The sequence below is a fragment of the Novosphingobium sp. BL-S-34 genome (assembly GCF_056857015.1).
This window is the reverse complement of record NZ_CM166473.1, coordinates 952,914-970,811: the sequence shown is the minus strand read 5'-3', so window position 1 is coordinate 970,811 and position 17,898 is coordinate 952,914. Positions and strand designations below refer to the sequence as shown.

The 17,898-nt window shown below is 65.4% G+C and carries 12 protein-coding genes; 8 read left to right on the top strand and 4 right to left on the bottom strand.

Annotation, left to right across the window (positions count from 1 at the left end; translation table 11 throughout):
- Nucleotides 1-3,375 carry a glycosyl hydrolase 2 galactose-binding domain-containing protein gene (locus AC1VV3_RS18225; RefSeq protein ID WP_465127031.1) on the bottom strand — a complete coding sequence of 1,125 codons (3,375 nt, stop codon included), beginning with the start codon at nucleotides 3,373-3,375 and terminating at the stop codon, nucleotides 1-3.
- A gap of 248 nt (nucleotides 3,376-3,623) precedes the next feature.
- Here AC1VV3_RS18225 and AC1VV3_RS18220 point away from each other — a divergent pair, with 248 nt between their 5' ends.
- The 7 genes from AC1VV3_RS18220 to cobA all read left to right on the top strand — a co-directional run bounded on the left by AC1VV3_RS18220 (nucleotide 3,624) and on the right by cobA (nucleotide 12,133).
- Nucleotides 3,624-4,205, top strand: a complete 582-nt coding sequence (locus AC1VV3_RS18220) for an ANTAR domain-containing response regulator (protein WP_465127030.1) — start codon at nucleotides 3,624-3,626, stop codon at nucleotides 4,203-4,205.
- Nucleotides 4,202-5,416 carry an ABC transporter substrate-binding protein gene (locus tag AC1VV3_RS18215; RefSeq protein WP_132265804.1) on the top strand — a complete coding sequence of 405 codons (1,215 nt, stop codon included), beginning with the start codon at nucleotides 4,202-4,204 and terminating at the stop codon, nucleotides 5,414-5,416. Before AC1VV3_RS18220 ends, AC1VV3_RS18215 begins: the two co-directional genes overlap by 4 nt.
- A gap of 276 nt (nucleotides 5,417-5,692) precedes the next feature.
- Nucleotides 5,693-6,970: a nitrate/nitrite transporter gene (locus AC1VV3_RS18210; RefSeq protein WP_132265802.1), complete on the top strand. Its 1,278-nt coding sequence runs from the start codon at nucleotides 5,693-5,695 to the stop codon at nucleotides 6,968-6,970.
- 67 nt (nucleotides 6,971-7,037) lie between these two features.
- Nucleotides 7,038-8,243 (top strand): hypothetical protein, encoded by a 1,206-nt coding sequence (locus AC1VV3_RS18205; RefSeq protein ID WP_465127029.1) that lies wholly within the window; start codon nucleotides 7,038-7,040, stop codon nucleotides 8,241-8,243.
- Between the two features lie 220 nt (nucleotides 8,244-8,463).
- Nucleotides 8,464-10,980, top strand: a complete 2,517-nt coding sequence (nirB, locus tag AC1VV3_RS18200) for a nitrite reductase large subunit NirB (RefSeq protein ID WP_465127028.1) — start codon at nucleotides 8,464-8,466, stop codon at nucleotides 10,978-10,980.
- A 5-nt stretch (nucleotides 10,981-10,985) separates the two neighbouring features.
- A complete protein-coding gene (gene nirD, locus AC1VV3_RS18195; protein WP_132265797.1) occupies nucleotides 10,986-11,321 on the top strand; it encodes a nitrite reductase small subunit NirD in 336 nt (111 codons plus the stop codon).
- The gene (cobA, locus tag AC1VV3_RS18190; protein WP_431567618.1) at nucleotides 11,321-12,133 is read left to right on the top strand and encodes a uroporphyrinogen-III C-methyltransferase; all 813 of its coding nucleotides are present in this window, start codon (nucleotides 11,321-11,323) and stop codon (nucleotides 12,131-12,133) included. Before nirD ends, cobA begins: the two co-directional genes overlap by 1 nt.
- Before the next feature lie 21 nt (nucleotides 12,134-12,154).
- Here cobA and AC1VV3_RS18185 read toward each other — a convergent pair whose 3' ends face one another.
- Together AC1VV3_RS18185 and AC1VV3_RS18180 are read right to left on the bottom strand one after the other, a co-directional pair.
- The gene (locus tag AC1VV3_RS18185) at nucleotides 12,155-13,033 is read right to left on the bottom strand and encodes a tyrosine-protein phosphatase (RefSeq protein ID WP_465127027.1); all 879 of its coding nucleotides are present in this window, start codon (nucleotides 13,031-13,033) and stop codon (nucleotides 12,155-12,157) included.
- A gap of 22 nt (nucleotides 13,034-13,055) precedes the next feature.
- Nucleotides 13,056-15,335, bottom strand: coding sequence for a TonB-dependent receptor (locus tag AC1VV3_RS18180; RefSeq protein WP_465127026.1), 2,280 nt, complete (start codon nucleotides 15,333-15,335; stop codon nucleotides 13,056-13,058).
- A 186-nt stretch (nucleotides 15,336-15,521) separates the two neighbouring features.
- Here AC1VV3_RS18180 and AC1VV3_RS18175 point away from each other — a divergent pair, with 186 nt between their 5' ends.
- A complete protein-coding gene (locus tag AC1VV3_RS18175; protein ID WP_482963136.1) occupies nucleotides 15,522-16,733 on the top strand; it encodes a TetR/AcrR family transcriptional regulator in 1,212 nt (403 codons plus the stop codon).
- A gap of 70 nt (nucleotides 16,734-16,803) precedes the next feature.
- On the opposite strand, the gene AC1VV3_RS18170 is transcribed toward AC1VV3_RS18175, so the two are convergent.
- Nucleotides 16,804-17,652: a TorF family putative porin gene (locus AC1VV3_RS18170; protein ID WP_132265790.1), complete on the bottom strand. Its 849-nt coding sequence runs from the start codon at nucleotides 17,650-17,652 to the stop codon at nucleotides 16,804-16,806.
- Nucleotides 17,653-17,898 lie beyond the last annotated feature (246 nt).

The following is a 17,898-nucleotide window of genomic DNA, read 5'->3' as shown; positions in this document are numbered from 1 at the left end:
TCATTTTCCTGTGGCGATGGTCCGGGGTGCGACGTTCCAACCGCGGAGCTTGACGGAAGGTGAACTTCCGGCTGCATCCCTGGGGGCAGTGATCGTCACGTTACGCGTCTCGCCTGGCAGGAGCGAGATGTAATTGTCTGAAAAATAGGCCGGAAGGACCTGTTTGCCGGCAGCGTCGAACAAGGTCAGCTTGGTCTGGATTGCAGCCGTCTTGCCCGGATTGCTCAAGGTGACCTCGATTTTCGCTTCGTCGCCAGCTTGCGCGGCCCGCGCTTGCGCCGTGAGCGGGACGGGGGCCATGGTGCCGAGGGCCTGAAGCGCCTCGTCGCTGGCGGCCTGCCAGTAGAAATTGTCGGAAAGGCGTGTTCCCGTTGTGTCGAGCGCTTCGAGGCGGATCAGGACCGGCCCGGATGCCGTCAATGGCGCCAGGTCGAGCGTGAAGGCATCGCCGACTTTGCCGCCGACGAGGTCGAGCTTCTTTTCCTGCGCCGCGAGCTGCCGGCCATCAAGCGCCTGGATCACCGCGCGCACCGTCACGCCGCTCAGTCCCGTCATCCGGTTGTTCACCAGGATCACCTTGTGGTCCGGCAGGTTCATCTGGACGTGGACCGGCTCGGAGGCCTTCTTCATCCCGTAGAATGCGCCATGGGTGTCATAGTCGGAAGACAGGATCTGCCAGGCCGAACTTGGCCATGCGGGCTGCGTCATCCAGAGCATGCGTCCCGAATTCTCGGTCCAGAGTCCGGCATTCATGCCCTCGAAGATCGCGCGGTAGCTTTCGTACTCCAGCATTTGTGCCTTGCGCTCGAAGTCCGGCAGGCTGGTGGCCTTGCCGAATTCACGGTCCATGGCATCGGTGAAGCTCTTCACCGCGCCGTTCCCGGTCTGATGCCAGTCGTGATAGGCCCAGGTATCGCTGATCGGCCAGCGCTCGCTTGCCGGGATGGCGCGTTCCCAGGATTCCAGCGTCGGGAAGGAAGGCGTGCCAACTTCGACCGCGAAGCCCTTGGAATATTCGGTGAAATACTTTTCGGGCGCGCGCCAGTTATAGGGCCCGGAATCGTGCAGGTTGATGCGATTGGAAGAGGCCATGTAGAGCCGGGTGCCGTCTTCCTGGCGCAGCATGGCATCCAGGCCCTCGTTGAGGATCGGCTGCGGCACGCCTTCGTTGCGGCCGAACCACAGGATGATCGAAGGGTGGTTGCGGAAGCGCTGGACCACGTCCGTGGCATTGCGGAGGAACAGCCCGGCGTCCTCGGCCTCGATGTTGTAGTCCTGCGTCGATTCCCAGAAATCGCTCATGACCATCAGGCCGTATTCGTCCGCCAGGTCGAAGAAGCTGGCCTGGGTGTTCTGGCCCACCCAGTTGCGGATGACGTTGACGTGGGCGTCCTTGTGGAGCTTGAAGAACGGCTCCAGCCGCTGGCGGTCGACCCGCTTCATGAAATCGTCCATGCCGATCGAGCCGCCGCGCGCGGCGATCCGCACGCCGTTGACGCGCAGGACGAGGAAGGGCGAGAGCGCTTCGTCGCCCTGGATCGGCGTGACGGCTGGGGACTTGTCGGCGCCGGGAGCGAAGGAATAGGCCCAGCCGCCGCGCACCTGCCGGATCGCCTCGTGTCGCTCGTCGACGATCTGCTGGCCGAGCGCGCGGGCCTTTTCGAAGTCTATGACGACCCGGTCGAGGTTGCCGGCATCGTCCACCAGCGACATCTCGTACGTCACCTGCCGCATGCCGAAACGCAGGTCCTTCGCGTCGGACCTGGCGCCGTCCACCGAAGCGGTCAGATGCAGCGTGTGCAGCGCCGGGTCGCCGTAGCCGTTCGGCCACCAGAGCTTCGGATTGCGTACCGCAAGGGCCGCATCGCTGTCTGGCGAGAAGCGCACCGCCGCGGACTGATGCGCGGGAATGGTGATCGACCGCTCGACCGCCACGTCATCGAAAGCGGCGCGCACGGTTGCGGTGCGGGGCTGGTCGGACAAGTTCTCGACAGGAACCGTGATCTCGACATTCGCCACGGAATTGTCGGCGCGGGGCAGGGTGGTGACGACTTGCGGATCGCCGATCTGGACGTCTCCCGAGGCGCGCAGTTGCACGTCCTGCCAGAGACCTGTCTGTCGGTCGCGAATGGTGGGGATCCAGTCCCAGCCTTCGGAAGCGCCGAAAGTCGGGCCGTCCAGCATCATGGCGCCGCCGTTCTCGCCCACGCCGGACGTCAGCGATTCCTCATGGGCGTGGCCCGGATGGGGCGGCGGCGAAACGCGGATCGCCACGGCATTGCGGCCGGGTTTGAGGTAGGCCGAAACATCGAAGCGGCCGCGCACGAAAGCGCCTCGGGTCGTGCCGACCTCGATGCCGTTGACCCATACCTGCGAACTGAAGTTCACACCGTTCAGCAACAATTCCAGATGCTTGCCCGATGTTTCTGAGGGCAGTTCGAACTCGGTGCGGTACCAGTAGTCCTGCCGTGCCAGCTTCTCGGGAATGACGAGGTTGTTCAGGCCATGGGCCGGGTCGGGATAGACGCCGCGATCGACCAGCGTGGTCAGCACCGTCCCGGGAACGGTTGCGGCGTACCACTTGCCGCTGGTGAAGCCGGGGCGCGAGATCGTGCTGCCGTCACCGGACACGGCCGGCGCTTCGGCGAGCGTCCATTTCTGCAGCGTCCACGCGGCATCGCCTTTGGCGACGAGCGCGGACGTTGGCGCGACGGGCTTCGCGATGGGCTTGTCCGGCGCGGCCGCGCTGCGCGGGAGTGTGGCGGGGGGCTGGGGCGTCAATTGCCCCTGCATCTGTTTCACCTGAAGCGGCCAGCGGGCACTCGTTTCGGTGAACTGGACCAGAGCCGGATCGCGGCCCTCTGCGGCGGCCTTGCGCAAGTCGGCAGGCGACATCACTCCGGCATCGATACGGAGCCCGACGAGGCGCGCGGCAATGCCGCCGGAGGGCTGGGTCGATGGCGCCACCAGCAGCTTGCCGGGTGCTCCCGCAAGCGGCTGCGTCAGGGTCGCAGCCAGGCGTCCGTCCACGAAGAGGCGCTGGCTGCCGCCTGCGGAGACGATGGCGTAGTGGTGCCAGGCGTCCGCTTTGCTCAGGGCGCCGCCCCGCGCAGTCTGCCCGCCGGCGGAAAGAACGGGCCGTCCCGCCGCGATGGAGAGCGAAAGCTGCGCCGCCGTCTCGTCTCCCAACGCGACCAGAGTGCCTTCGCTGCCGGCTTCAAGCGCGGCGCGGAAAGAGAGCGTCCAATCGCCCGCGGGCAAAGAGAGGTCGCTGGACCACGTCGGCGCCGCGGGAATAAGCTGGAGATCGAAGGGGCCGGCCACTTGCGCCCCTGCCGAAGCGGACACCGCCAGCCAGGAAACCGCGCATGCCATGCCCAGAACTGCTTGCGCAGAACGCTTCGTCCGTTTCATCATCCCCTGCCCCTCTATGCCGCTTCGGCCTTGTTTGACCAAGAAACACGGCTTCCGGGAAAAAGACAAATGTTTTTACATATTGCGGGACGGCTTTTTAACGGGAAGACTGTTCGCCGCTATTTCTGCTCTGTCGTTGACGTGGCAAGCCGCCTCGGCAATGTGCGGCGCGAAAGACGGGCTTCACTTCGATGGAATTTGGGCACTCGATGAGAATCGTCATCATCGACGACAGCGGATTGCGCGCGACGGTTCTCGAAGAGGGCCTGCGCGAGGCCGGGTATGACGATATCCATATCGTCCCGCCGCGCGGCGCCTTCGTGGCCCGCCTCGAACGGATGGCGCCCGACGTGGTGCTCATGGACCTTGGCAGTCCCAGCCGCGACACTCTGGAGGAAATGCTCAGCGTCAGCCGTGCGCTCGCGCGGCCCATCGCGATGTTCGTGGACAAGTCCGACGAGGCGATGATCGGTGCGGCCATCGATGCGGGTGTCTCGGCCTATGTCGTCGACGGGTTGCGCAAGGAGCGGGTGAAGCCGGTGCTTGAACTGGCGGTGCGGCGCTTCAATGCTTTCGCCCGGATCCAGGCCGAATTGGACGAGGCGCGCAATGCGCTTTCGGACCGCAAGGTGATCGATCGCGCCAAGTCCATCCTGATGGCGCAGCGCAACCTGTCGGAACAGGACGCCTATACGCTCCTGCGGTCGAGCGCGATGAACCAGGGGAAGAAGATCGTGGACGTGGCGCAGGCCCTGATTACCGCCAGCGACCTTCTGGGAGGGGGACTATGACGACGAACTTGCGCATCGCCTTCCTGCCGCTCACCGACGTGGCGGTGCTCGCCGTGGCGCAGGAGCGGGGCTTTGCCGAGGAAGAGGGGCTTTCGCTCGACCTCGTTCGCACGACCAGTTGGGCGACCCTGCGCGATCGTCTGGTCTATGGCCAGGTGCAGGCCGCGCACATGCTGGCGCCGCTGGCCGTGGCGGTGACGCTGGGCCTCAGCCAGCAACCCGCCGCGCTGGCCGCCCCTTACAAGCTGAACGTGAACGGCAACATGCTGGTCATGGCCAAGGACTTCGCGGCCGCGCTGGACCCGGACCTTGCCGGACGTCTGGCCGATCCGCTGGGCACGGCGCACGATTTTGCCGCTGCGATCGGCCTCTGGCGGCGCAAGCCGGTGATCGGCGTGGTCCATCGTTTTTCGAGCCATGCCTTGATGCTGCGCTACTGGCTGGCCAGCGCCGGTGTCGATCCCGACCGCGATGTCGTCTTGCGGGTGCTGCCGCCGTCGCTGACGGTCGAGGCGCTCCACGCCGGGGAGATCGACGGCTTCATCGCAGGCGAACCCTGGGGCAGCGCGGCGGTAGAGGCCGGGCTTGCCGAAACCGTCGCCGTGGGCGAGCGGATCTGGCGGCGCGGCGTGGAGAAAGTGCTCGCCTTCCGCCAGAACTGGATGGAGGAGAACCCCGAGACCGTCGATCGGCTCCTGCGGGCGCTGGTCCGCGCGGCAGCCTGGTGCGACGAGCCGGACAATCACAGCGCGCTGGCGGATCTGCTCGCCGCGCCGCGCTATGTGGATCAGCCCGCGGACCTGATCCGCCGCGCCCTGGCCGGTGAAATGGTGAACCGGGCAGGCGAACCGGCGATCCCCAATCCCGACTTCATGCTGTTCTCGCGCGAGGCCACGCCGTTTCCCTGGCGCAGCCAGGCGCTCTGGATCTATTCGCAACTGGTGCGTTGGGGCATGGTAGAGCACTCGGCCGACAGCGCCGCGCGCGCCGGAGCGGTGTTCCGTCCCGATGTTTTCCGCCGCGCCCTGGCTGGAAGCGATGTGCCCATGCCGGGTGCGAGCATGAAACTGGAAGGCGCCGTCCATTCGCCGCTGGCCGTGGGATCGCGCAAGGGCGACCTGACATTGGGGCCGGACAGGTTCTTCGACGGGCGCGTATTTGATCCCGAGCGTATCGACGATTACCTTGCGGGTTTTGTGCAACTGCGTTGATCGCCTTACCGAAGGCAGTGGAAAGTGGCGGATTCGCTGCCTGGGCAACGCTGGTCAGGCATCCTTTGACCAGGCGCCGAATTTTGTGCCTTGCAACATGACGCGAATCGCATGATGATGAGGGCCTCACGCGAAGACGCGTGACTACCGGATGCGCTGCTCCAAGGGCGGGGCGCCATCCTCACCGATATTCGCAGCAAAGCCGCTGACCGGGCTCACCCAAGGGTGACGTCCGGCCTGCGGCTTTTTTCGTGCCCGCTCTATGGGGAACCGACGATGGCAACCGCTTACTGGAAACGTGACGCAGAGGGCCGACAGGCCGACAACGCATCGGCCGATCTCGGCGGCGCATCGGAAGCCGGGACCAGCTTCTGGAAGGCCGGTCACGCGCCGACCTTGATCGCAGCCTTCCTCTATTTCGACCTTGCCTTCATGGTCTGGGTCTTGCTCGGCCCGCTGGCGCCGGAAATCGCCAGGACGCTGGGGCTGACTTCGGCCGAAAAGGGACTGATGGTCGCCACGCCAACACTCGCCGGCGCCTTGCTGCGGGTGGTCAACGGGCTGCTGGTCGACCGTATCGGACCCAAGCGTTCAGGCGCGATCAGCCAGCTTATCGTCATTGCCGGTCTGTTCTTCGCCTGGTTCATGGGCGTGAACAGCTTCGCGGGAACTCTGGCGCTCGGCGTGATCCTGGGCTTTGCAGGGGCGAGCTTCGCGATCGCGCTTCCGCTGGCGAGCCGCTGGTATCCGGCCGAGCACCAGGGCAAGGCGATGGGCCTTGCCGGCATGGGCAATTCGGGCACCGTGCTCGCTTCGCTTTTCGCGCCGATGCTTGCCAAGATGTTTGGCTGGAATGCCGTGCTGGGCCTTGCCTGCATCCCGCTGTCACTGGTCTTCGTCGTCTACATGCTCATGGCAAAGGATTCGCCCAACCAGCCGGCGCCGCGAAAGCTGGTCGACTATTTCGAACCGCTCAAGCAGGCCGACGCCTGGTGGCTCATGGCCTTCTATGCCGTGACTTTCGGGGGTTTCGTGGGCCTTGCCGCCTCGCTGCCCATCTATTTCACCGACCAGTTCGGCCTTACGCCGATCGTGGCGGGTTACTGCACGGCTGCCTGCGTCTTTGCAGGTTCGCTCGTGCGGCCGATGGGCGGCGCGCTGGCCGACCGCATCGGCGGGGTGAAGGCGCTGATGGCGGTCTACTTCGTTGCCGCTGTGGCCCTGGCGGGCGTGGCCAACGCCGTGAGCCTGCCGGGCGCACTGGGCATGTTCGTGCTGGCCATGCTGGCACTGGGCACGGGCAATGGTGCGGTCTTCCAGCTGGTCCCGCAGCGCTTCCAGGCCGAGATCGGCGTGATGACCGGGCTTGTCGGCATGGCGGGCGGTATCGGAGGGTTCTATCTCGCCAGCTCGCTCGGCCTTGCCAAGCAGATGACCGGCAGCTTCGCGCCCGGCTTCCTGATCTTCGCAGGACTGGCCGTGATGGCACTGGCGAGCGTGGCCGCGGTCAAGGGCCGCTGGAGAGCGCGCTGGAACACCGCAGCACGCATCTGATCGGAGAGGCGGCGGCGGCCGGGCAAGGCCGCCGCCCCGTTCGTCTCGAAGGGGGGACGTCAACTTCATGCGATATCTCATCGGAACGGCGGCCGCATTGGCCGCCGCGGGGCCGGCTTGCGCCCAGGAAATGACGTTGAAGCCCGTGGCCGAAGCCCGGGCGCGCTACGAACATGTCGATCAGGACGGGCTTTCCCAGGCAGCCGACGCCCTGACCTTGCGGGTGCGAGGCGGCGTAACTGCCGCCAGCGGCGCGATCAGCGCGACCGTCATCGGCCAGGGCACGCTGGCTGCGGTGGATCACTACTACGACGGTTTGAACGGCGCGGCGACGCGGCCGCTGGTCGCGGATCCGCAGAACGTGGCGCTCTATGTCGCGCAGCTGCAATATCGCACGAAGGCGCTGAGCCTTACGGCGGGACGTCAGAAGATCACGCTCGATGACGAGCGCTTCATCGGCAATGTCGGTTTTCGCGACAATGCGCAGACTTTCGATGCGGTGCGCGCCGAGATCACCCCTATCAGGGGACTGAAGCTGGATATCTCCTACGCCTGGAGCGTGCGCACGATCTGGGGTATCGACGGCGCGGGCGCACGTCAGCAGGCAGTCGGAGGCGACAACGTCCTCGGCAATTTCTCCTACGTCACGCCGCTCGGCACCTTGACCGGCTTTGCCTATCTCGTCGATCAGGACGAGGCGGCCGTGCAGGCATTCCGGCAGTCCAGCCAGACCTACGGAGCACGGCTCGCGGGAAGCCATGCGTTCGGCCCGGCGGTGAAGCTTGCCTATCAGGCCAGCTACGCCCGGCAGTCCGACTATCACCGAAACCCCAACGATTACGCGGCGGACTATTGGCTTGCGGACGGCCTGCTCGATGTGAAGGGCTGGAAGCTCAATGCCGGTTACGAGGTGCTGGGCGCCAGCAAGGGCTTGCCTTTCACCAGTTTCCAGACGCCGCTCGGCACCAACTTCAAGTTCCAGGGGTGGGCGGACAAGTTCCTGACGACTCCGGCGAATGGCTTGCGCGATCTCTATTTCGGCGGTGGCTATGGCTGGAAACAGGCGGGGCCGCTCTCCGGCCTGTCGGTTCAGGCGACCTGGCACCGTTTCGACAGCGATCGACTGGACCAGCATTACGGCAACGAGATCGATCTTCTCGCATCTGCGAAGGTGCGCAAGACGGCCGTTTCCTTGCGCTATGCCCATTACGACGCGCGGGAAATGGCAACAGACACGGATAAGTACTGGATTCAGCTCGATTGGGCCTATTGACGTCAGGCGCGACGGAATCGCTTGAGCACCATGCCGTTTAGCCGTATGGTGCAGTGCAAAGGACGACGCTGTCCTTCCAAACCATAGCCGATGCGATCCACTGACGGGCCGCAGAAGCGCGAATGATGGCAAGGCCGCCATCCAGACTTTCGGTTTTCGAACCGAGGGTCCGGATGGCGGCCTTTTTCTTTTTCTCCCTCAGTTTTCTGGAGTCACGGGGATGGAATTTCAGGACGGGATCGAGCGTTCGACGGACTATGAGGCCGCGCTTATCGTGCCTTCGGCCGATGTGCGCGAACATCTGGTGGTGGTCGGAAACGGCATGGCCGGGTGCCGCGCGGTGGAGGAACTGCTGGCGCGCGACGCGGGGCGCTACCGCGTCACCATCTTCGGCGCCGAGCCGCATGTGAACTACAACCGCATCATGCTCTCGCCGGTGCTGGCGGGCGAGAAGACCTTCGACCAGATCGTCATCAACACGCGCGAATGGTATGACGAGAACGGCATCGAACTGGTCACGTCCGATCCCGTCGTCACCATCGACCGTCCGGGGCGGACCGTCACCGCGCAGTCGGGCCGCAAGGTTCGCTACGACCGGCTGCTGATCGCCACCGGCTCCGATCCGTTCATCATCCCGGTTCCCGGCAAGGACCTGCCCGGCGTCATCTCCTTCCGCGACATGAAAGACGTGGACACCATGCTCGAAGCCGCGGCGGACGGCGGCGACGCGGTGGTGATCGGCGGGGGGCTGCTCGGCCTTGAGGCCGCGCACGGCCTGACCCTGCGGGGCATGAAAGTCACCGTCATCCACCTCATGCCCACGCTGATGGAGCGGCAGCTCGACGAAGCGGCGGGCTGGTTGCTCAAGAGCGCGCTCGAAGCGCGCGGGCAGACCATCCTGACCGGCGCGGACACTGCCGAGATCATGGGCGAGGGCAAAGTCGAAGGCGTGCGTCTGAAGGACGGGCGTGAGATCCCGGCCAGCCTCGTCGTCATGGCGGTGGGCATCCGTCCCTCCACGGCGCTGGCGCGCGAGGCGGGCCTCGACGTGGGCAGGGGGATCAAGGTCGATGACCACATGGTCACCAGCGACCCGCACGTCCTGGCCGTGGGCGAATGCGTGGAGCATGACGGCAACGTCTACGGCCTCGTCGCGCCGCTCTGGGACATGTGCCGCAGCTTGGCTGACGGCCTGACCGACCGGCACAGCGGCTATCGCGGCTCGGTAACGTCGACCAAGCTGAAGGTCGCCGGGCTCGACGTCTTCTCGGCGGGCGACTTCTCGGGCGGCGAGGGCTGCGAGGACATCGTGCTGCGCGACGCCTCGCGCGGGGTCTACAAGCGCGTGGTCGTGAAGGACGGTAAGGTCGTGGGCGCGGTGCTCTACGGCGATACGGCGGATGGAAACTGGTACTTCGATCTGCTCAGGAAGGGCGAGGACGTCTCGGAAATCCGCGACCTCCTCATTCTTGGCCAGGCCTTCGCTTCGGGCGGCAGCGCCGACCCGCTGGCGGCGGTCGCGGCGCTGCCTGACGATGCCGAGATCTGCGGCTGCAACGGCGTGTCCAAGGGGCAGGTCGTGGCCTCGATCGCGGCGGGCGCATGCAGTCTCGATGCCGTGCGCGGCACTTGCAAGGCCTCGGCCAGCTGCGGTTCCTGCACCGGCCTTGTCGAGAGCCTGCTGGCGCTGACACTGGGCGAAGAGGTCAAGTCCGGCCCGAAGACGATGTGCAAGTGCACCAGCTTCACTCATGACGACGTTCGGCGCGAGATCGTGGCGCAGCACATGAAGTCGATCCCCGAAGTGATGCACAAGCTCCACTGGTCGACGCCCGACGGCTGCTCTTCCTGCCGTCCGGCGCTCAACTACTACCTGCTCTGCGCGCTGCCCGGCGAATATGTGGACGACCAGCAGAGCCGCTTCGTCAACGAGCGCATGCACGCCAATATCCAGAAGGACGGCACCTATTCGGTGGTCCCGCGCATGTGGGGCGGCCTTACCAACCCGCGCGAACTGCGCGCGATTGCCGACGTGGTGGAGAAGTACGACGCGCCGATGGTGAAAGTGACCGGCGGCCAGCGGCTCGACATCTTCGGCATCAAGAAGGAAGACCTGCCCGCCGTCTGGGCCGATCTCAACGCGGCCGGAATGGTGTCGGGCCATGCCTATGGCAAGTCGCTGCGCACGGTGAAGACCTGCGTAGGCTCCGAATGGTGCCGCTTCGGCACGCAGGACTCTACCGGGCTGGGCGTGAAGACCGAGCGGATGACCTGGGGATCCTGGATGCCGCACAAGTTCAAGATCGCGGTCTCGGGTTGCCCGCGCAACTGCGCCGAGGCGACGATCAAGGACTTCGGCGTGGTCTGCGTGGACTCGGGCTACGAACTCCATGTCGGCGGCAACGGCGGCATTCACGTTCGCGCCACCGATTTCCTCTGCAAGGTCGCGACCGAGCAGGAGGCGCTCGATTACTGCGCCGCCTTCACCCAGCTCTACCGCGAGGAAGCGCGTTATCTGGAACGCACCGCGCCGTGGATCGAGCGCGTCGGCGTGGAATACATCAAGCAGCGGATCGTCGAGGACGACACCGGCCGCGAAGAACTGCGCGCCCGCTTCCTCTACTCGCAGAGCTTCAGCCAGGAAGACCCTTGGGCCGAACGCGCGGCGGGTCACAAGGCCGAACTGCATCAGCACCTTGAACCTTTGGCACCCCAGGAACTGGCGGCAGCGGAGTAACGCATATGAACGACTGGATCGACATCGGCACCCTGTCCGACATTCCCCTGCGCGGGGCGCGCACCGTGCAGATCGCGGGCGAAAAGGAAATCGCGGTTTTCCGCACCGGCGACGACAAGGTCTTCGCGCTCGTCAACGAATGCCCGCACAAGAAGGGGCCGCTCAGCCAGGGCATCGTCCATGGCCACTCGGTTGCCTGCCCGCTCCACAACTGGAACATCGCGCTCGCCAGCGGAGAGGCCCAGGGCGAGGACAAGGGCTGCACGCCGACGATTGCCGTGCGCCTTGAAGGCGAGCGCATCCTGATCGCGCACCCGGAAAGCTTGCGGGTGGCGGCCTGATGGCGGGCGATCCCATGGGGGGCAATCCCATCAGGCCCCATCTGATCGAGCGGGGCGAGGTCTGGCTCGTCGGGGCCGGGCCGGGGGACCCGGACCTGCTCACGCGCAAGGCCCAGAAGCTGATCGAGGCGGCGGACGTGGTCTTCGTCGACGCCCTCGTCGGGCCCGGCGTGCTGGACCTGATCCCGGCCGGAACCGAGCGGGTAAGCGTGGGCAAGCGATCGGGCCGGCACAGCAAGGCGCAAGGCTCGATCAACGATCTGCTGCTGGAAGCGGCGCAGGCCGGCAAGCGCGTGGTGCGGCTGAAGGGCGGCGATCCCTCGATATTCGGGCGCTCGGCCGAGGAGATGGATCATCTCATGGCAGCGGGCATTCCGGTGCGCATCTGTCCCGGCATCACCACCGCCAGCGCGGCGGCGGCGAGCGGGCTGGCCTCGCTCACCTTGCGCGGCGTGGCGCGCGGGCTGACGCTGGTGACGGCGCACCTCAAGGCGGGCGAGCCCCTGAAGCTCGATTGGGAAACGCTGGCCCGGCCGGGCGGTACCCTGGGCGTCTACATGGGCCGCGCGGCGGCGGGTGAGATCAGCCGCTCGCTGATCGCCGCGGGGCGCCATCCGGATACGCCGGTGATGATCGCGGTCAATGTCTCGCTGCCAAACGAACGCATGATCCGCGGCAAGCTCTCGGCGCTGGCCTTCCTTGTCGCCGCGATCAGCGATGATGATCCGACTCTGCTGCTCATCGGCGAGGCCGTGGCGGCGCGCGATGTGCCTTTGCAGGTGGTAAGGGAAAGGATCGGCGCGATGCAGTGACCGCGCCGACCCTTTTCATGCTCAGTCCAGATAGGCCGCGCGCAGCTTGGCGATCTGCGGCTTGTCGAGACCCATTTCGTCCTTGAGGTAGCCCATGGCGCCGCCCCGATGGGCGTCGAGAGCCCTGAACGCCGCTTCGATATAGGCCCGGTCGGCTTTCATGAAAGCGGCTTGCACGGCGGGCGGCAGCGACAGGAAGGCCTGCCCCGTGGCAGCGCTGGCGCCGGTCTTGGCCTTGGCAAGCGCGGCAGGAAGATATTGGTTGGTAAGCAGGTAGTCCTGGATCACCGTTTCGCGCGGCACGCCGAGCGCGGTAAGCAGGAGAGCGGACGATACGCCGGTGCGGTCCTTGCCTGCCGAGCAGTTGAACGCCAGCGGGGCGTTGCCCGCCAGGAGCTGCGCGAACATCCGCTTGAACTGCGGCGCGAAAGTCTTGAGCATCGCCGGGTAGGTCCTGGTCATGACAGCCGTGGCCGCTTCCGGTGTGATCTTGCTCATGTCCTTGGGCATGAGGCCGACCGCCATGCCGTCGTAGTCGTCGGCGAAGATGGTGGGGCCGGTGCCGGCGGCCCAGGGCATCGGCTCGGCCTTGCGCTCGCCCCGGTCGCGGTAGTCGCAGATCGTTCGGATGCCCAGCTTGTTCAGATAGCCCAGATCCTGCGCCGTCAGGTCCACCATCGAACCCGAGCGGAACAGCAGGCCCCACTTCACGGTGTGGCCATCGGCGGTGCGATAGCCGCCGAGGTCGCGGAAGTTGCGGCCGCCTTCCAGCGGCAGGAGCCGCTGGTGCGCCGTTTCAGCGGCAGGAGCCGGCGCTGCGACTTTCGCCGCTGCATGGAGTGCCGGCTGAGCGAACAGGCCGAGCGCGATGAGGGCGCCGGCGGAGAAACGCCAGTTCATATTCTTTTCCAATGTCCTGAGCTTAGTACTTGACGGTCGCGGAGACGCCGACGGTGCGCGGATCGTTGAAGATCCCGTAGTAGCCGAGCGAGGAACCGCCATTGGCCTTCACGAACGTATAGGCCTCGTTGAACAGGTTGCGCGCCCAGACCGAGAGTTCCAGCTTCGGTCCGCTCGCCATGCGGATGTCGGCAAGGGCGACGCGGCCGTTGACGATGAAGGACGATCCGGTCTTGGTGGGATCGCTGGCCATCGAGTACTGACCGGTGGCGTAGTTGCCGTCGAGGTGGAAGCGCAGCATGGCGTCGGCCACCGGCAGTTCGTAGTCGATCGCGGCGCTGGCGGCATGGCTCGGCGTGTAGACGGCATAGACCCGGGTCAGTGCGTCGCCGTTGAAGGGGTTCGGCGCCGGCGGCAGATGGACGTCGGTATAGGCATAGGAGCCGATGAGCGTCAGGCCCTGGAACGGCGTGATCGTGAGGTCGGCCTCGATGCCCTTGATCCGGCCATTGCCGCTGGCGTTGGTGGTTTCCAGCGTCGTGCGGGTGGTGTTCAGGACCGGCGCGATGAAGTCGATCTGCATGTCCTTGTAGGCGGACGTGTAGGCCGCGACGTTGAAGCGGGCATGATTGTCGAAGAACTCGGTCTTCGCGCCGATCTCGAACGTGGAGACCGATTCCGGATCGAACTTGCGATAGGTAAGCGAACGGCTGTTCGCGCCGCCTGCCTTGTAGCCGGTGCTCCACTTGCCGTAGACGTGCACGTCCTGGGTCACGTCGAAGGCAAGGTTCACCATCGGGTCGAAGCGATCCCAGGAGCCGTCCAGCGTGTAGTTCGTGGCGACGCCGTTCACTTCGTCGAGCGCGCCGGTCTTCTTGTCATGCGTGAAGCGTCCGCCGGCCGTGAGGTGGACGCGGTCGTCCAGCATGGCCGGCGTATACGTCGCCTGGCCGAAGACGCCGATGCTCTCCGTGACTGCGTGGCTGGCGCGATCGGGGAAGGGGATCGAGGACGTCGGCGTGGGGAGGATGGTGTAGCTGGTGCCGTCCGCGTTCCACTTGTTGGTGTAAGGCGTCCAGGCGTTATCGCTCACCTTCTCGTGATAGTAGAAACCGCCGACCACGAAGTTCAGCTGCTCCATGGTGCCGATGAGCTGCACTTCCTGGCTATACTGCTTCTGCCAGACGTCGGCGAGGCTGAAGCGGGCGAAATTGGTGTTGTTGCTATATCCCGGGATGAACACGCCGAGGTTGCTGGAACCGTTGTCGTTCTGGGTCTGGGTGAGCTGGCGATAGGAACTGATCGACTTGATTTCGAGTTCGGGTGAAACCGTCCAGTCGAGCGTGAGCAAGTGACCATGCGTCTTGCCGAGCGCCCAAGGCTGCGGCACGCCGATATTGGCGGTCTTGGCACGATCCGACTGCATCTGGAGCAGCGGACCGGTGGTGCGGGTCAGCAGCTGCAGATAGTAAGGCGTGGTTTCATCGCGCGAGATGTCGAAGGAATAGAGCGCGTTGAAGCTGCTGGAGGGCTCCCACAGCACGGCGGCGTGCAGGCCCTTCTTGTTGTAGGCGTTGAAATCGTGCTCGCCGGCCAGCGGATTGTCGACCGTGCCGCCGCGGGTGGTGATCAGGCCGTCCAGCTTGACGGAGATGTTGGCGAAGCTCGGCAGATCGAGGTGCAGGCCGGCCTCGCGGGAATCGTAGCTGCCGACGCCGACCGTGGCGCGCGCGCCGAATTCGCCGCTGGGCTTCTTGGTGACGATGCTGATCGCGCCGCCTTCGGTGTTGCGGCCGAAGAGCGTGCCTTGCGGGCCCTTGAGAACCTCGATGCGCTCGACATCGTAGAGTGCCGAGCCAAGGCCCTGTGCACGGCCCATGAACACGCCATCGATGTAGACGCCGACACCCTGGTCGCGGGCAGGTTGGTTGGCGTCACCCAAGGTGCCGACGCCGCGCATACCCACGGTGAGGGCCGAACTGCGCGAAAACATCGGCGCGATGCGCAGCGAGGGGATGGAACCGTCGGCCAGGGATTCGAGCGAGACGACGTGGCGGTTCTGGAGATCCTCTGCGCCCAGCACCGCAATCGAGATCGGCGTGGTCTGAAGGCTCGTCTCGCGCTTCTGGGCCGAGACGATGATGTCGGTGAGGCCGGAACCGGATTCGGCGCTTTCGGCAGCCGCATCGGCTGCGGCATCGGCGACTTCGGCGGCGTGAACGGAACCGGCCGCGAGCAGCGCGCCGAGCGCGCTGCCGGCCAGGGCTATGGAACGGAAGGTGGAAGAGCGGCGGACGGACATGAAACGACCCTCATGGTGATGACGAGGCGTCGGCTAGAACGTCTGTATGTCAACTGTGTTACGCTTGTTGGGAATCGTGACAGGCGCTGGAACGGTTCGCTTGTCTGCGCATTCAGGCTTATGGCAAAGTCATCGAGTCCACGCCCGCGCCTGGCGTAGATCCTGGAACAAGGCTGTCGGCAAGACGTGATAGATCATGAATTTCAAGAGTTTTCGTCGCAAGAGAAGCTGATCCGGGCGGCGTTGGACGTCTGGGCGAATCAGGGCCATTCCGCGATGTCCGCGCGCACTCTGTCACGCGCGACTGGCCTGCCGACCTCCAGCATCTATCATCACTTTGGTTCGATGGAACAGTTGTTGCAATCGGCTCAGGCCTATGCGCGCGATGCCGCGCAGACATGGTGGACCGATCGGCTGGACGATCTTGCGGGTTGGCCGGAAGGCCTCGGAGCGCAATCGATTGCCCGGGCGCTTGCGGTGCTGGTGGACGATTGGACGAGCGAGCGGAGAGAACTGGCCTTCGCGGCAAACCAGTGCCATCTGCTTGCCCAGCGCGACGAAGCCTATCTCGTCGCCATCAATTCGTGGCGTGACCTCTGGGCGGATTTCTGGCGCGAGGTCTGCGGGCGCGCAGGGCTCGGCCACTATGCCGCGTTGACGGCACATGTCTTCGAAGCGACGGTGCAGTTCCATCTCATTCGCTGGAACCGCACCATCGACCGTGCGGCGCTCGATGAATTCTGCACCGGCTGGGGGGAATGGCTGTCGGGCAAACTGGCCGAGGAGGGCCCGTGGCGCCGACATGCGCGTGAGATCGCCCTGGCCTCGGCACCGGAAGTGCCGGCGCAGAACGGCGTTGCGGCCCGGATTTCGGACGCGGCGGCCGATATCGTCGAGGAAGGCGGCGTAAGCGCGCTGACTCACCGCGCGGTGGCGGCGCGCGCCGAAGTGACGCTGGGAGTGGCCTCCTACAATTTCCGCACGAGCGCGGATCTGGTGCGGGCGGCCTTCAACACGATCTATCGCGGGCTCACCGAAGTCTCGCGCGAGGGGCCAGTAGAGCGAATGAAACGGGGTGAATGGACCGCGGCCTGGCGCGATTTCTCCTCGCAGCCGCGCCGGCTCGTCGCGATGGAGGAACTGATGCTGGCGGTTGCCCGCGATCCGGAGCTTCGCGATTTCGCGCCGCAGCTTCGCTACTTGCGCGGCCGGAGCAGCGGGCTGCAGCTTCAGGCGCAGCTGGAGCCGGGTGCCCGGATTTCTCCGCTGGATGCCGCGCTCTATTCCAGCATGATTTCCGGGCAGCGGCGCGCGCTGATCGGCAGGCCGGAGGCGGAAATGCACGACAGTCTGGACCAGGCCGCGCGGATCGTCGCCGGGTTGCGCCGGGACGGCTAGAGGCAAAGGTCGACGCCCGGGCGGCATGGCCGCGCCGGGCGTCTTCCCGAAAGCTCAGGTCAGGTCGAGATCAGAAGCTCGCGCCGACCGAGAACAGCACGGTCGAGCCGGCGATCTGCGAACCGTTCTTGGTCGAAGAGAAATTCGGCTGCAGATAGGCGCTTTGCGACTTCGAGATATCGGTGTCGACATAGGCGACACCCAGCGTGACCGGGCCGAGCGCGAGGTCGGCGCCGAGCATCCAGTCGAGATATTCGCCGGTGGGGGCGACGCTGGTGCCGTTTGGGCCAAGGCCCGAGTTGCCGTTCGAATAACCGAAGTGCGCCTTCACGGTGAGCGGGGTGTCGGGAATGGCGGTGTTGCCGTCCACCCAGAGGTAGATGTTGTCGGTCTTGGCACCGAAGTTGCCGATGCCGTCCGCATAGTCGGCGCCGCTGGCGTAGACTTTGCCGAGGGCCTGCTGCTTGGGGGCGTAGGCCACGCCGACGAGGAGGTTGGCCGGGCCGACGGCACCCGACAGCTTGACGTAGGGCTCGGCAAAGTCGGTATCGTCCGCGCCGCCCGGATACATGTACCAGGTGAGGCCGACGTCCAGCTTCACGCCGCTGGTGATCTCGGTGGCGTAACCGGCCACGAGGTCGAGTTCCATGTTGGAGCCGCCGAAGGTGCCCCAGCCCGACAGGTTCGAGGCCCAGGTGCCGACGTAGATGCCGCTTTCATGCGATACGGTGAGGCCGCCCTGAACGGCCATTTCCTTGTCGCTCTGCGAAACGCCGCGGAAGCGATAGTCGGACACGAGCCCGACAGTGCCGGAAACGGTGATTTCGCTGGGAACCTCTTCTTGCGCCATGGCCGGTGCGGCGAAAGCAAGACCGGAGGCAGCAAGGCCAAGCAGGCCTGCGGCAAGACGGATTTTCATATGGAACGCCCTCATGATTGTTGTCGCGTTCCATCCTGCGGCCTGCAGCCGAACTCTACTTACATGGCGAGTTCGTTTCATGCAGACAGGACCACCAATACGTCCAATCATTGTCCTTAGCGTGTCGCATCGGTGACAAAGTGTTTCTCGAACGAAGCGGCGTCATTCGCGCAAAAAGAAACCGGACGGTCCGCGGGGAACCGTCCGGCAAGGAGAGGGACGCGGACGTGAGGAGGTCCGCGTCTT

Coding starts and splice junctions, on each gene's coding strand:
- AC1VV3_RS18225 (WP_465127031.1), bottom strand. CDS start 3,375: ATGGCATGCGCGGTTTCCTGGCTGGCGGTGTCCGCTTCGGCAGGGGCG.
- AC1VV3_RS18220 (WP_465127030.1), top strand. CDS start 3,624: ATGAGAATCGTCATCATCGACGACAGCGGATTGCGCGCGACGGTTCTC.
- AC1VV3_RS18215 (WP_132265804.1), top strand. CDS start 4,202: ATGACGACGAACTTGCGCATCGCCTTCCTGCCGCTCACCGACGTGGCG.
- AC1VV3_RS18210 (WP_132265802.1), top strand. CDS start 5,693: ATGGCAACCGCTTACTGGAAACGTGACGCAGAGGGCCGACAGGCCGAC.
- AC1VV3_RS18205 (WP_465127029.1), top strand. CDS start 7,038: ATGCGATATCTCATCGGAACGGCGGCCGCATTGGCCGCCGCGGGGCCG.
- nirB (WP_465127028.1), top strand. CDS start 8,464: ATGGAATTTCAGGACGGGATCGAGCGTTCGACGGACTATGAGGCCGCG.
- nirD (WP_132265797.1), top strand. CDS start 10,986: ATGAACGACTGGATCGACATCGGCACCCTGTCCGACATTCCCCTGCGC.
- cobA (WP_431567618.1), top strand. CDS start 11,321: ATGGCGGGCGATCCCATGGGGGGCAATCCCATCAGGCCCCATCTGATC.
- AC1VV3_RS18185 (WP_465127027.1), bottom strand. CDS start 13,033: ATGAACTGGCGTTTCTCCGCCGGCGCCCTCATCGCGCTCGGCCTGTTC.
- AC1VV3_RS18180 (WP_465127026.1), bottom strand. CDS start 15,335: ATGTCCGTCCGCCGCTCTTCCACCTTCCGTTCCATAGCCCTGGCCGGC.
- AC1VV3_RS18170 (WP_132265790.1), bottom strand. CDS start 17,652: ATGAAAATCCGTCTTGCCGCAGGCCTGCTTGGCCTTGCTGCCTCCGGT.